Origin of the sequence: Polaribacter glomeratus, assembly GCF_002954665.1 — a bacterium.
GTDB lineage: Bacteria > Bacteroidota > Bacteroidia > Flavobacteriales > Flavobacteriaceae > Polaribacter > Polaribacter glomeratus.
The window spans coordinates 2161211-2176639 of the sequence record NZ_MSCM01000001.1 but is presented as its reverse complement, the minus strand read 5'-3'; the positions used below and the strand labels follow the sequence as shown (position 1 = coordinate 2176639).

The following is a 15429-nucleotide window of genomic DNA, read 5'->3' as shown; positions in this document are numbered from 1 at the left end:
AATAAAATTTAAAACAGCGCAAACGAAATAAGTAAAACAAACACAACACCTATACTTGCAACAATGGTGTAGCTTAAATTTAGTAGTAAAAATTTTACAAAAGTTTTAAAATATCCTTGCTGATAAAACTGTTTCATAGCAATTATTAAATACAATAAAAATAAGGTTACAAAAACCCAAAGTTGGGGGCTTATACCAACTATTTTTAAAAGATAAAAGATTGAAAACAGCATAAAAAAAACTGTTTGAATATGAAAAACAAAAATTAAATGATCTACATAAGTGTATTTTCTTCGGATGTAAAACAGTTTAAGAAACAAGGTAAAAATAGGTAATAAAACAAATAAAGAAATGGAACCAAAAGAAAGGATTTGGTTTAAAAATTGATCTCTACTTTCTTCATCATTTGTAAAAGAATTCGCTGCTTTCGCTCTGGTATATATAAATCTATTTGTAAAGTTTTTTTCGAACTCTAAGGAGTCTAAAGCAACATCTATGCTAGAGTTTGGGTATTTTTTTTGATAGTTTACAAATTTATCTAATTTTGAATCTCCTTCTCCAACATTAAAGTTAATAATGCTGCTGTTCATTTTATTTTCTGTGGTGTCTCTGGCTTCTTTTTCTACTTCCGCTAAAATATTTTTTCTCACTTTTTCTGGAACAGGAATAAATGAACTCTTCATTTTCTCATTCAGTTTCTTTTTAATAGAATCTATCTTTTTATCTGTTAAAGCTTCTTTTGTTTTTGAGGTTTCTTCTTTAATTAAATCAACAATTTCTGTCTTACTTTCTTGAGCTAAAGATTCGTATTTTACTTTGGTATTATACAAACCAATCAATAAAAAAAATAGAATTGAAACCGTTAAATAAAAACGAAATGGATTTGTGTATCGCTGTCTTTTACCAGCAACATAGTCTCTAGAAACTTTACCAGGGTTAATTAAAAGCGGAATAATAGTTGTCCAAAATTTAGCGTCAAAATTAAAAAGACCATTAAAAACTTCATGAATAAAGCTTTTAAAAGTAATTTCATTACCTTTATTTGCTTGTCCGCAATCTGGGCAAAATTTCTCTTGTCCGTTAAAAGGATGTCCACAATTTAAACATGCTGCATCTTTAACAACTGTTACTTTATTTTTTGTTTTTTTTAGTTTGATAATATGGGAGTTGTAAGTTGAAAAGTGGGTATAATTACTTTAAATTGTTCTAAAGTTCTACAATTTATCATTGTATAATAACCCTTCATTGCGCCAATTGATGATTCTAAAAAACAACCAGAACTATAAGTATAATTGTCATTAGGTTTTAAAACAGGTGTTTGTCCAACAACGCCTTCGCCTTCTACAATTTCTATGTTGTTTAATGAGTCAAAAATTTGCCAAAAACGATCTGTTAATTGTACGGTTTCAGACGATTTATTTTCGATAGTTACAAAATAAGCAAAAATGTAGTAAAGCTTGTTATTTCGATAGCTTGTACCATTATATTTCGTTTTTACAGAAATTTTAATTCCTTTAGTAATTTGCTCAATCATAGTAGTAAATATAGTTTTTTTTTGAATAAGAGTTCAAACTAAACCTTTTAATTATCTACTTTGATTATAGTAGCCGCTGCCAATACCTACAACTCTGTCGTATAAACCGCCAAAAGGTTTGTAATACACTAATACAGTATATTCATTTTCAGTTTGAAAATAAGTGCCATTTATTTCATTTGTATCCACAACCTCATTTTTATCAACTGTAGCAAAAGTGTAGTTATAAAAGCCTTGTTTTAGTAAAAAAGCACCTTGATAACTTTTGTCTTCAAAGTTATAAAAGAGTTTGTTTTCTTCATTAATTTCAAAATTATTAAAAGCTCCGTAAACATAAACTCCTTTTTCGGCAAAAGGCTCATCAGCAAATAAAGTAAAGTGCATCATTGCATAGTCTGCTTCTGTGTTAGGGTTAGCTGCTTCTAAAGTTCTAATTACAAATTGCCCATTAATATCTGGATTGTATCTATATTTTCCGTTTTCGTCATAAGTAAAAGGATATAAATAATGATGAAAGAGGTCTCTCATTTCTATTCTAACAACATTTAAACTTTGATTTCTGATAAATTTACTATCAAAATTTAAATATTCATTTCCTCCCCAAAAATTAGTCTTGTTAGAGTAGGTATATTGTAGTTGGTTTTGTTTGAAAAAGGTAGGTTGTAGATCTGTTATTTTTTCATTCCAATTTTCATTTTTTAGTAAAACAACATTTATTTCTTGTGATGGATTATTGATTCGCAAACTTGGATGATTTATTGTGAATTCAACAGTTTGTTGCGTGTTGATGGTTTTTGTGTTTCTACTTCTAGAAACATTAACAGCAACAGTAGTTGTGTTTTCATACAAAACAAATTTTCTAGAAAATATAACTTCATCATAATCATCAATAACAGAAATTAAATAATTTCCACTTTTAGTAATTACAGAATTTATATTCGGAATTTTTACTGCATAATGCGTGTAATTTTGAAACGTATTAAAAGAATTGGTAACACTTAAAATTGAGTTTTCATCAAAACCATCTATAAACTGACTAGATAGCAGCCTGCTTTTTTGCCAATCATGCGTCATGTGTTCTATTCTGTAATTATAATCTTTACTGTCTGCGTCTAAATCATCAAAAGACAATTCTAAAACGGTTCCTAAAGGTACAATTGATGAATAATTGTTTTCTTGCAAAGGTCTTAACTGTATCGATTTTATATTTTGAGCATAAAAACTAGTCGTAAAAAACAGAATAGCAATGATTATTTTTTGAGTCATATCAATATTTTAAGCTTTGTAAAAGTAGTAATTTTTCAACTTTTAAAACAAATGCAAATACTGTTCCTTTTTCTCTCTTTTACAGTAAATTACAAAATGTAAGTCATATAGTAGTATATTTAGCAAACTTAAATAAAACCTAATAGAACTCTTTTGCAAATTGAAATGAAAAAACAGCTCTTATATTTTTTCTGTATTTTTTTAATACAAATATCTTTTGCTCAAAGAATAATCGAATCTTCATCAACAGTAAGTGTAGAAACAATTAACACAAATTATAAAAGAGGTTTAGAATTTCTTGAAAAAGATAATTTTACTGAAGCTTTAAAAGCTATTTCATCAGGATTAGAAGCATCAAAAAAAATAAAGAATACAAATTTAACAGCATTTGGTTATCAATACCTAGGTGATTATTACAATCAAATTAAGAATTATTATGAAGCAATAGAAAATTTAAAAACTGCGTTAAGTATTTTTGTTGATTTAAAAAACCAAGAAGAAGTTTATAACTGTAGCTTTAAATTAGCTCGATTATATTATAATATTTCTGAATATGATAAATCTTTAGATAGCTATTTTAAAACTTTAAATACTGCAGAAATACATAAAAACGAACTACAAATTGCAGATAATTTAAAAAAAATAGGAGAAGTTTATTTAATAACCCCAGATTTAGAAGTTGCTAGAATTAATTTTAACAAAGCGTTGGTTATTTATAAAAAACTAAATAATGAAAAAGGTATTATTGAAAATCTAACAAATTTAGGTGTAACTTATCAAAAAGAAGGCGGTAATAAAAATAATGATGCTCCTCTTTTACTTAAAGCAATATCGCTTTATAAAGAGGGTTTAGATAGAATTAAAAATGGCGATTTTAAAAGAAATAAATCTATTTTTTTGGGAAATATTGGTTCTTCTTTTAGGCGATTAAAAAAATATGATGAGTCTTTACAATATCTTTTAAAGGCGTTAGATTTAAAAGTTGAAATGCAAGATTATTCTAGTGCAGCGCATACCTGTAACGATATTTCTGAAACTTTTATAGAAATGAATAATCTTACAAAAGCGAGGGAGTTTGCATTAAAAGCAATTGAATATTCGGAAGGATTAAATATACATCAAGAAAGATATGCCTTTTATTTAATGTCAAAAATTGACTACGAAACAGGTAGTTTTAAAAGCGCTCATAATTATTTAAAAAAATATCATCAAATTCAAGATAGTTTATTTTCTGTTCAAAAAATCGCAAATATTAATGACTTGCAAATTAAATATGAAACCGAAAAAAAGAACCTAAAAATTGAAGCGCAACAAAGTAATATTGCTTTATTGGCTTCTAAAAATAGGAATAAAAATCAATGGTTACTTTTTGGGGGAATAGGGCTTTTGTCAATATTTGTAATTACCTTATTATACTATTCTAGAAATACAGCTAAAAAAGAAATCGTTCAGCAAGAAAAATTTTCGCAAGCATTGTTGCAATCACAAGAAGAAGAAAGAACAAGAATAGCAAGAGAATTGCATGATAGTGTTGGGCAACAATTAACGTTAATTAAACGAAAAGCACAAAATTTACAACAAGACGAACTTACTATTTTAACAAACAAAGCATTAGAAGAAGTACGAAGTATTTCTAGAGATTTATACCCTGCATTGTTAAAAGAACTAGGTTTAACAGAAAGTATAGTGCAATTAATTAATGAGTATGATGAGCAAACAGATTTATTTTTTACAATGGATATAGATATGATAGATGCTTATTTTACAGAAACTACAAGTTTAAACTTTTATAGATTACTTCAAGAATGTTTAACAAACATTTTAAAACACGCCAAAGCAAAATCGGTAACCATAAGCATAAAAAAAGAGCACAAAAATATTATTGCTTTTATTTCTGATAATGGAAAAGGTTTTAATGTTGATGAAAATAAAAAGAAAAATAGTTTAGGATTAAAAACTATTTTTGAAAGAATTAAAATTATGAATGGAAATATATCTATTGATAGTGAATTGAACAAAGGAACTAGTTTTATATTTTCTATACCTTCAAAAAATGAATCATAACGTAAGTATTTTAGTAGCAGATGATCATCCAATTTTACTAAAAGGATTAACAGATGAACTTGTTAATCTAGGGTATAATGTTATTGATAGTGTAGCAAATGGTGCACAAGCATTAGAAATTATCACTTCAAAAAAACCAAACATTGCTATTTTAGATATCAATATGCCCTTTTTAAGTGGTTTAGAAGTGATAAAAAAATGTAACGAAGCAACTTCGCTTACAAAATTTATTATTCTTACTTCTTACAAAGAAAAAGGGGTAGTATTAAAAGCAAAAAAATTGAATATTTGTGGCTATCTATTAAAAGACGAGCCAATTGTTGAAGTTCATAAATGTATACAAGCCGTTTTAAATGGGAATTTTTATGCCAGCACTATTTTTAATGAAGTATTTACAAATGAAGTATCTCCAGAAATGGAAAAAATAAAATATTTATCACCATCAGAAAGAACAATTGTAAGGTTAATTGCCAAAGAAAATTCTTCCAAACAAATTGCAGAAATACTATCTATTTCTATTAGAACAGTCGATAAACATAGATCAAATATAATTTCAAAACTAAATTTAACTTCAGATACGGATTCATTAACGGTTTGGGTAAAAGAAAATAAAGATTTACTCGAGTCTTTATAAAGTTTCAACTACTTTTTTCATTGGTATATAAATTGTTGTTTGCTATAAGTAGTGGTACGCACTAAATGTGCGCACTACTTATTTCAATAACAAACACTTAAACATAATTTTGTTAGCAATCAAAAACAAACTTAAAAAGCTAACATCATGAAAAAAGTATACTACTCATTATTATTACTATTTATAGCAACTACAACACTTGCACAGGGAATCGCAATACAAGGTATTGCAAGAGATAATACAAATTCTGCAATTACAAATACTGACCTAACATTTACATTTAGAATTACTAAAAATGACAATACAGAATTGTATTCTGAAACACAGGCTATTAAAACAGATAATTTTGGCGTCTTTTCTCACATCGTAAGCACAGGAAACCCAACAACTAGTGCTTTTAGTAATGTAGATTTTTCTATAACAAATTTAAAAATGAAAGTTTGGGTGGTCTATGAAGGAAATACCATAGCAGTTTATAACCAAACTTTTCAATACACGCCTTATGCATTTTTTGCTGAAAAAGCAGCATTTGCAACTAACGCAACCAATGCAGATAATGGCGTGCCAACAGGTTCAATTATAGCATATAGAGGTGCAACTGCCCCAGAAGGTTGGGTGCTTTGTAATGGGCAAAGTTTAACATCAATTACTGGTGCTACAGCATTAATAGCTTTAGTAGGTAATACAGCACCAAATCTTCAGGGTACGTTTTTAAGAGGTACAGGCGTAAGTACTACTAATGGTAAAAGTGGCCCAGCATTAGGTAATTTTCAAAATGATGCTTTTGAAAGTCATTTGCATGGTATTAGTTTAAATACGAAAAGTACAAGTTTAGGAAATATCCCACTTAGCGGAGCGGAATGGAGAGCAATGAATATCGAAACGGCAAATTCTGGTGGTTTTACTTATAAAGTACTTGTTGGAGATGATAATAGAAGAAATACTACTGGTATCCATAATCATACAATAAATGGTGACGTTTCTTCAACTGGTGATATTGAAACTCGCCCAGTAAATTATGGTGTAAATTATATCATTAAACTGTAGTATTTAAAAAATCTAAAAATGATGAAAAAAATACTACACATACTATGTTTGTGTTTGGTTAGTTATATAGCCAAAGCACAAGACCAGAGCCAGCACCAACTTTTTGTTGGTAATGCTGCTGTAGATTTTAAAAATGCTAATTTACAGATGCAAATGAACATAGGAAGCCCTTTTATTGTGGGGTCTGCCATAAGATCTGCTATTCCTAAAGCTGGAAATTTAGAAATTACCAGTCCTGCATCTATTGCAGGAGAATATGGATTTACGATGAATACAAATTTTGGAGCACCTTTGGATAGGATTTTTACTGCAGGTTTTGTGTTAGCAATAGATGGTGTAGCTCCAACAGATGATGGTTGTACAGCTTTCACGAATGCAGCTGCTTTGAACGGGAAAATTGCTGTTATAAGAAGAGGAAGCTGCACGTTTACAAGTAAAATTAAAAATGCCCAAAATGCAGGTGCTATTGCTGTAGTTATTGTAAATAATGTAGCTGGTCATATTCTTATGGGAGGAGAAGATGCAACCATTACAATTCCTTCCGCAATGGTTTCGTTAGATGATGGAAATACCATTATTAATGCATTGGCAAGTGGTGTTGTAAATGGAGCGTTGCAGCCAAATAGAATCATATATTCTTCTGTTGATGGTTATAATAAATCAATGGTAGGTTTTCCATATGGAGCCTTATATATTTCACCAACTTTTGTGATTGATGGTTTTGAGGTTTCTAAAGGATATTTTAGCGATCGCGTAAATATAAAATGGGAGTTTGGTGCAAATCAAAATTTAATTGAAAAAATTAATGTTTTTAGACAAGAATTAGGGAGTGCAACTCCAGAACAATTAATTGGTAGTGTAAGTAAAGATGTTTTTGAATATAATGATACCCAAGTAGAAAGTGGTGTTTTGTATAAGTATAGAATTGAAGCTTTTGGTGTATCTAATTTTAACGAGCTTTATTTAGATTATATCGAAGGTGTTGGTTTTAGAAACCCTACAGCAACCGTTTCTGGAAGTGTAAGTTTTGATGGTGGTAGCCCTGTGCAAGATGTTATTGTTTTTGCAGAAGCAAATGGCGAAGAAAACAGCTCAAGTGGAAGTAGTTTAAAAATTGATAATGGCTTTGTTTCAATAGACAATATAGATTATGAAATCCCTGCCAATAAATTAACACTACAATCTTGGATTACAAATTATGGAGAAATTTTTAAACTTTCTACTGCAAATACTAAAGTTGTAAAATTTATTGGAGGAAAATTGGACGTTAATTCTATAAAGTTTCAAATACTTGTAAGTGATACAAATATTCAAGAAATTACTTTAGAAAACTCATATCCTACAGGTGAATTAGATTTTTTAGGAAAAGATGTTTTTAAAAATATTGCAGACCTTACTGCTACTTCATTTATGCACGTTTCTGTTGCTTTAGAGGATGAAAAAACACCTAAATTCTATATTAATGGTAGAGAAATTACTCCTGAATATATTAATACTGCAACCCTTACAGACGGCGTTACAGCACCTAAACTAACCATTAACAAAACCGGGAATTTCCCGATTTTTAATACCACTAACATTAATAAAGTAATTTTAGGAGATGGTTACAATGGGTTTTTAGATGAAGTAAGAATTTGGAGTAAAATATTGACCAATGAACAAATTAGAAGAGATTATAGAAGATATATTGGTGGTGGAGAAACTGGTTTAAGTCTTTATTTGAGAATGGATGAAAACGCAGGCACAAATGTATATGATTTATCTAAAAAAGGATTTCGCCAAAATAAAAATGATGGCGTACTAATTCAAAACGGAAATAATGGAATTTCTTTTAGCACTACAAAACCAACTAAAGAGCAGTTAGGTGTTTTTGGTGTTACAGATAAAAATGGTAGTTATACCATTTCTAGTATTCCTTATTCTGGTACCGGAGAATCTTTTGTAATTACACCATCTTTGGGTATTCATAAATTTGAACCTGCAAGTCAAACTGTATTTTTAGGTGCTGAAGCAAGTGTTGTAAATCAACTAAACTTTAAAGATGTTTCTTCTTTTAAATTTAATGGTAGAGCAGTATATAATGTACAAAATGTTTTTAATACGATTGCTTTAGATACTGATGAAAAAAATTACACAGAGATTGAAGATTTTGGCTACAACAAATATCGAGTTTTAAGCAATGGTTCTAAAATAACCATCAATAAAGGGCAGTTTTATTACGAAGATGGTACAATTGATGCTTTAAACGGATTTTATAAAGATGGAAATTTAAAAAAATACCCAGTAATTGGTTTAGAAAAAGCATACATTTATATTGATGGTAATATTGTTATAAATTTTGATAATCAACCTGTTGAAACAGATGCTTATGGTAATTTTAGCGTTAATGTTCCTATTGGCAAACATAAAATTGAAGTTAAAAAAGACGCACATACGTTTGCATACAATGGTTATTTTCCAGCTTCTGATACTTTTGAGTTTTTCGAAGATCAATTAAGTCCAACTTGGTTTTTAGACACCACAAGAATAACATTAGTTGGTAAAGTTGTTGGAGGAAAATTACAATCAGATAAACCAATTGGTTTTGGTTTAGATGGCGAATTTTCATACACCAATTTTGAAGGCAAACCAGCGGAAGACAAAGAAATTATTTCTTCAAAAAATAATATTGGGGTTGCAAATATTGTCTTTAAAGGCGATATCAATACCAGTACTTTTGATGTTGCTGTGGCTACAAATGCTGTTACTGGCGAATACAAAGCGTCTTTAATTCCATATATTTATTATATCAAACAAGCCGATTTAAAAATACCTAAAAACACAAGCATCAATATTTTAACAAGTACTGAAACTTTAAATTTACTATCAACTCCAAAATTAGATTCTATCAGCTACAAAACTATTGATGGAACAGAAATCTTTTCTGTACCTTTTCATCATAAAAAGAGCTTTAGATATAATTCGCCTGTAACCTTAACTTTATTGGATCAACAATATGAAAAAGAAATCAAAATTGGCAATCAAACTTTTGATATTAGTGGTTTAATAAATCCATTATACATTCAAAAAAATAAATATGAAATTACTTTTGAAGTTTCTCAAAATTACACCAATAAAGATGCTACAGAAGCCGTAATTACCAAAGAATTTTTTACAGAAGGTACGTTTAATATCACCAATAATTTAGCACTTTCAGATAAAAGTACCACTGAACTTACAGACAATAACGAAAAATATAAATATTCATTTATAGCAGGTGAAGCTAATATTTCGCACGCAGATGGGTATTTAAGTTCAATATCAGTTCAATATAGTATTCCTGGTAGCAACGCTTTAAGTATTTTTAATAGTTCCGATTTTAAATCGAAAGGAATTATTAAAGGAATGAAAACTGCAGGTAGTGTAGCATTTGCGTCTATTGCACCAGAAATTCCAGATATTATTTTAAGAGATCCACCTGGTTCTAGTAGTTTTGCTACGATTGAAAAAGGAACTACAATTACGTATTCTGAAGAAACAACAAATGAAAAATTAGACACAGATGGTGGAGGCTATTATGTTTCTGTTGCACCAACTATTGATATTAGTGTTGGAGGACCATTTCTTTTAGCAGGTACAGAAACCAATATTATTGTAGATACAGAAGGTACCTTTGCTAAATCTACAGTAAATACAACCAAAAATTTAACCACAAATACCTATACTTTTAATCAAACAATTTCTACAAGTGATGATGTAAATTTTGTAGGTGCAGATGGCGATTTATATATTGGAAATGCAAAAAACATATATTATGGTTTTGTAGATGGTATTTTTGTTACGAGCACTCCAATGACGTTAGCAAACGGAACTGCAATAGCAAACATAAAACTTACTGCAAAAGCTGAAGATGGTAATGATACAGATTTATACATCAGTACAAGAAAAGATAGAATTATAGGTGAGCAACCAACCAAAACATTTTTCACCTATTCACAAAAATATTTGAAAGAAACTTTAATTCCAGAATTGGAAGATTTGGCAGCTAATTTTGTTCCAAACCCAAATCCAGATCCTTTAAAACCATTAGTTACCAAAGCAACGTATGAGAAACAAGCAGATTTATGGAAAAGAATTATTCAAGAAAATGAAAAAGCAAAATACAATGCAAAAAACAACAGAGCTGCATCTAGAACTGCAGTTTTAGAAAAAATAAAGGTGTTTGGCGAAAATCAAAGCATTTTAAATGGTTTGGTGAATGATAATTTTTTCACAAACAGATCTTTTGACGCTGGTTTAGGCGAGTTTACAAACGCTGTAACTTCTACAACTATTACAGAAAGTAGTATAGAAACATCCATAGAAACTACAGAAGAATTTAAAACAAAATTAGGGCTTTTAGTAAATAACGAAGGTGGTTATGGTACGTATACAAAAAACAAAGGAAGTACTTTAAATACCGTAAATACAGCCGAAAAAGAATATACAACAACCATTTCTTATACCTTAAAAGACAATGATCAATACAATGTGTTAAGTGTAGATGTTATAAATATGTTTGATGGAAATGGACCAATTTTTATCACAAAAGCAGGTGCTACTTCTTGTCCTTATGAAGCAGAAGTAACCTCACTTTTTTATAAAAATGCAGGCTATGATCCAAATATAGTTGGTGTTGGGGGAGAAATTTTGGCAGATGCAACCAATAGTGTCTATAAACCAGATATAAAATCCGACAAAACAGTTTTAACAAATATTCCAGAAAGTGAAGGTGCTTTATTTGTTTTAAAATTAAAAAATAATAGTGAAACACAATCTGATTTAGAATACATTATAGAAGTAGATGCCTTAACTTTAAATGGAGCAACTTCCAACATTCAAGCAAATGGAGTAAACATTTATATTCCTTATAATGAAACTATTGAGTTTCCTTTTGAAGTCTATAAATCATCTGCTTCTAGTAATTTTAAGTATGATAACATAAGAGTCTATTTAAAAACACCTTGTGATGATATTAATGATTCTGATGCATTTATAGATGTTTCTGTAGAATTTAAAAAATCATGTTCAAAAGTTACGGTTTCTGCTCCAGAAAATAATTGGATTTTTAACAGAGCAGAAGGTTTTTCTAAAGATGCAAATGGCAATACAACAACCAATACTTTGCCAATAACATTTACCGATTTTAATACCGATTTTGCAGGTTTCAAAAAAATAGAATTGCAATACAGAAACGCAAGTTCTGCAAATTGGGTGAAGTTTAAAACCTATTATGGTTCTCAAGAATTATTAGATCAAGCAAGTGATGATTCTGGTGAAGTTATAGCTGCTTCAAATTCAGAATACACCTACAATTGGGATATTATTGGAAATCAAATTCCAGATGGAAATTACGAGTTCAGAGCCATTTCTTATTGTACAGATAATGTAATTTATAATTCACCAATTGTTACAGGGGTTATCAATTTAAACGCACCTGTCCAATTTGGCACACCACAACCTAGTGATGGTATTTTAGACGTTGGCGAAGATATTTCTGTTCGTTTTAACGAAGCTATTTTTGAACGTGGAGCAACCAATATTAAAGTTTCTGGTGTAAGCAATCAACAAGTAATAGATCATAGTGTTGCTGTATTTTTAGATGGTGGCGCAAATCAAATTGAGTTGCCAAACCAAATTTTACCAAAAGATTCCTTTACGTTACAATTTTGGTTAAAAAATGCAACAACTGCATCAGGAAATTTAATCACACAGAAAAACGGAATTAATGCAACTTTAAATGGATCTGAACTTACCTTTAGTTTGGGTGGAAAATCTGTAAAAGCAGGTATTAATTCTTCGCAATACAATTTTTATTCTTTGGTGTACCAAAGTGGAAATGATCCTCAATTGTTGATTTTAGAAAACGGAACTGAATTAAAGTCTGAAGTTTTAACAAGTAATTTAGACATCAATTCTAATAATTCCATTTTTATTGGAGGTGCTAATGTCAAAGGAAATATACACGATATTCGTTTTTGGTCTAAAATATTTACACCAGCGCAAGCAACTGTAGATAAAGATAAAACCTTGTCTGGAAGGGAATTAAATTTATTAGGATATTGGACCTTAGACGAAGGAAACGGGAAAATTGCAATTGATAAAGCAAAAAGTAGAAATGCAACTGTAAATTTAGATTGGGATATTAAACCAAAAGGAACAGCCTATACATTTGCAAATAATGCCTATTTATCTTTAGAAAATGTGGGTTTTGTGCAACCAAGTAATGTAGAAGATGTTACAATGTCTTTTTGGGTTAAAAAAGCAAGTGCTTCTGCTGGGACTATTTTTTCTAATGGAAAAGGTACAAATGACGATTTAGTGCAAACCAATGGTTTTAGAAATAAATGGTCTGTAAATATGAAATCTGATGGGAATTTAGAATTAATGTCTGAAAATGTTTCTTACAACTTAACAAAACAATCAGTTGCAGATGGCAAATGGCATCATATTGCATTGGTTGTTAAAAGAGGAGGTTCAATTAATGCTTATGTAGATGCTTTAGAAACAACGTCTGTTTCTTCTGCAAATATTGGTGCTTTTTCTGGGAATAGAATTTTAATTGGAGCTAGATTAAAAGAAGATATTTTATCAAACAAAACTATTGACAATTACTTTACAGGAAGTTTAGATGAAATTCGTTTTTGGAATACTACAAGAAGTTTCGAGCAAATTAAAAGAGATCGTTATTTTGAATTGGCACCAAATTCTGAGGGTTTAATGCTGTATATGGATTTTAACCAAGAAGCAGGGAATACTACAAAAGGACCAAAATACAATCATGTAGCCATCAATAATACTGTAAGTAGCACTTTTTCAATATTAAATGGTGCAACACAAACATATACAAATGATTCTCCAGCTTTAAAACCAAAATTACAGTTTACAAATATTCCTTTTTCAACGGTAATAAATGGAGATCAAATGATTATTCAACCAGAATTAACCAGAGAAGAATGGTCGCTTTACGAGGGTCAAATTTTAAATTTCTCTGTATCAAGAATGTATGATACTCATTTTAACGAACAATTATCGCCAATAAGTTGGTCTGCTTTTGTAAACAAACAAGAAATTGAGTGGTTTACACAAAATCAAAGCAAAGAAATAATTGATGAGAAAAATGTAAACGAAAATTATTCATTTATCATGGATATTGTAAACAAAGGTGGCAGTAATCAATCGTATACGATTAGCGGTTTACCAACCTGGGTTACAACAGCAAATATAGTTGGCACTGTAGCACCAAATGCTACCAAAAAAGTGATTTTCACGGTTGATAAAGAGTTGGCAATGGGAACTTACAATGCTACTATTTTTCTGCAAACAACTTCAGAATTTAATGATGTTTTAACGTTACAATTAAGAGTATTATCAACATCACCAAATTGGGCTATAAACGCTCCCGATTTTTCTAATAGCATGAATGTAATTGGGAAAATTAAAATTAACGAGGTATTTTCTAGAGATCAATACACTAAAATTGGTGCTTTTGTAAATAACATTCCTAGAGGTGAAGCCTACTTAAAATATGACATTGCTTTTGATAGTTATTTTTTGTATTTAACAGCTTACAGCAATGTTACAAGTGGCGAGGAAGTAACCTTTAAAATTTGGGATGCTATCAATGGCAAGGTTTTAATTGCATCCGTAAACGATTTTCCAAACACTCAGTTTTTACAAAACGAAGTTTTAGGTTCTAAAAATGCACCTACTATTTTTTCTGGAGCACAGTTTTCTGAACAAAATACAGTTTTGAATAAAGGTTGGACTTGGACTTCTTTCTTTGTTGAAGACAATAGATTTAATGATATAAAAGCAACTTTTAATGAGTCGATTTTAACGGATGATGATCAAATAAAATCGCAAACCGATTTTGCTCGTTTTGAAAATAATAATTGGTTTGGTTCTCTAACAGCGATCGAAAATACTAAAATGTATAAAGTAAAATTAGCAGAGGCAAACTCATTAAGATTAATAGGAAATGATGTTGATGAAACCAATTTAAACCTAGCCATTAATCTTGGTTGGAACTGGTTGCCATTCCCAATTCATAGAAATGTTAGTTTGCAAGAAGCACTTGCTTTTTACAATCCAAAAGATGGTGATGTAATAAAAGACCAATACAACTTTGCAATCTATGATTCAAGTTCTGGTTGGAGTGGAACTTTAAATTACATGCAATCTAACAGAGGTTATATGATTAAGTCTGGTAATGCTCAAATATTAAATTATCCAAACTCTCAAAATGCAGCTAAATCTGCTAAATCAACTACTACTGGTCAAGAACATACTTCAGAAACCATTTCTTTATTTGCTAAATATAATGGAAATATGAGTATTGTTGTGCAAATTATAGGAGCTGAAAATTTCACTGAAATTTTAGTATATGATGCCAAAGGAATTTTAAGAGGAGCCTCTCCTGTTGTAACTTTAAGCAATAGAGAGATGAGTTTTATTTCGGTTTTTAGTAATACAAATGAGGTTCTTAAATTTATGATTTCTGATGGATTAACAGAGTTAGATGTAACTGCTAGTTTTGTTTTTGAAGATAATAAAGTACTTGGTAACATGCAGTTCCCTTTTGTTTTAAATGCTGCAAATCTGACTTCTGAAACCTTTTTGTTAAACAATGTAGTTATTCATCCAAATCCATTTTTAAACACAATTTCTGTTAAATCATCTCATTTATCTGTAAAAGTTTCTAAAATTGAAATTTTTTCAACTTTAGGTGCTTTAATTAAAAAAGTGTTGGCAACAAATGATGAAACTTTGGTAAACACATCCAACTTAGCTGCAGGTATTTATTTAATAAAAGTGTCAGATAATGAAGGCAAAAGTGTCATCAAAAAAATGGTAAAAAAATAGA

Annotated in this window: 7 protein-coding genes and 1 pseudogene; 4 read left to right on the top strand and 4 right to left on the bottom strand. The window is 29.7% G+C overall.

All coding sequences use genetic code 11. From position 1 onward, the window contains the following. Positions 1-8: 8 nt before the first annotated feature. The 4 genes and pseudogenes from BTO16_RS09220 to BTO16_RS09210 form a co-directional block, all read right to left on the bottom strand. Positions 9-839: a hypothetical protein gene (locus BTO16_RS09220; protein WP_245892048.1), complete on the bottom strand. Its 831-nt coding sequence runs from the start codon at positions 837-839 to the stop codon at positions 9-11. Between the two features lie 15 nt (positions 840-854). Further along, a pseudogene (locus BTO16_RS18040) lies at positions 855-1010 on the bottom strand (DUF3667 domain-containing protein); the annotation flags it as partial. 137 nt (positions 1011-1147) lie between these two features. After that, entirely contained in the window at positions 1148-1534 is a 387-nt protein-coding gene (gene apaG / locus BTO16_RS09215) for a Co2+/Mg2+ efflux protein ApaG (protein WP_105021291.1), read from the bottom strand. Between the two features lie 51 nt (positions 1535-1585). Next, on the bottom strand, positions 1586-2800 hold the full coding sequence (locus BTO16_RS09210; protein ID WP_105021290.1) for a type IX secretion system plug protein: 1215 nt from the start codon (positions 2798-2800) through the stop codon (positions 1586-1588). Between the two features lie 165 nt (positions 2801-2965). On the opposite strand from BTO16_RS09210, the gene BTO16_RS09205 reads away from it, so the two are divergent. The 4 genes from BTO16_RS09205 (at position 2966) to BTO16_RS09190 (ending at position 15428) form a co-directional block, all read left to right on the top strand. After that, positions 2966-4864, top strand: coding sequence for a tetratricopeptide repeat-containing sensor histidine kinase (locus tag BTO16_RS09205; RefSeq protein ID WP_105021289.1), 1899 nt, complete (start codon positions 2966-2968; stop codon positions 4862-4864). Next, positions 4854-5498: a response regulator gene (locus BTO16_RS09200; protein WP_105021288.1), complete on the top strand. Its 645-nt coding sequence runs from the start codon at positions 4854-4856 to the stop codon at positions 5496-5498. Before BTO16_RS09205 ends, BTO16_RS09200 begins: the two co-directional genes overlap by 11 nt. 147 nt (positions 5499-5645) lie before the next feature. Beyond that, positions 5646-6545, top strand: coding sequence for a phage tail protein (locus BTO16_RS09195; RefSeq protein ID WP_105021287.1), 900 nt, complete (start codon positions 5646-5648; stop codon positions 6543-6545). A gap of 21 nt (positions 6546-6566) precedes the next feature. Next, a complete protein-coding gene (locus tag BTO16_RS09190) occupies positions 6567-15428 on the top strand; it encodes a LamG-like jellyroll fold domain-containing protein (protein ID WP_245892046.1) in 8862 nt (2953 codons plus the stop codon). Position 15429: the final 1 nt, after the last annotated feature.

Coding starts and splice junctions, on each gene's coding strand:
- apaG (WP_105021291.1), bottom strand. CDS start 1,534: ATGATTGAGCAAATTACTAAAGGAATTAAAATTTCTGTAAAAACGAAA.
- BTO16_RS09210 (WP_105021290.1), bottom strand. CDS start 2,800: ATGACTCAAAAAATAATCATTGCTATTCTGTTTTTTACGACTAGTTTT.
- BTO16_RS09205 (WP_105021289.1), top strand. CDS start 2,966: ATGAAAAAACAGCTCTTATATTTTTTCTGTATTTTTTTAATACAAATA.
- BTO16_RS09200 (WP_105021288.1), top strand. CDS start 4,854: ATGAATCATAACGTAAGTATTTTAGTAGCAGATGATCATCCAATTTTA.
- BTO16_RS09195 (WP_105021287.1), top strand. CDS start 5,646: ATGAAAAAAGTATACTACTCATTATTATTACTATTTATAGCAACTACA.
- BTO16_RS09190 (WP_245892046.1), top strand. CDS start 6,567: ATGAAAAAAATACTACACATACTATGTTTGTGTTTGGTTAGTTATATA.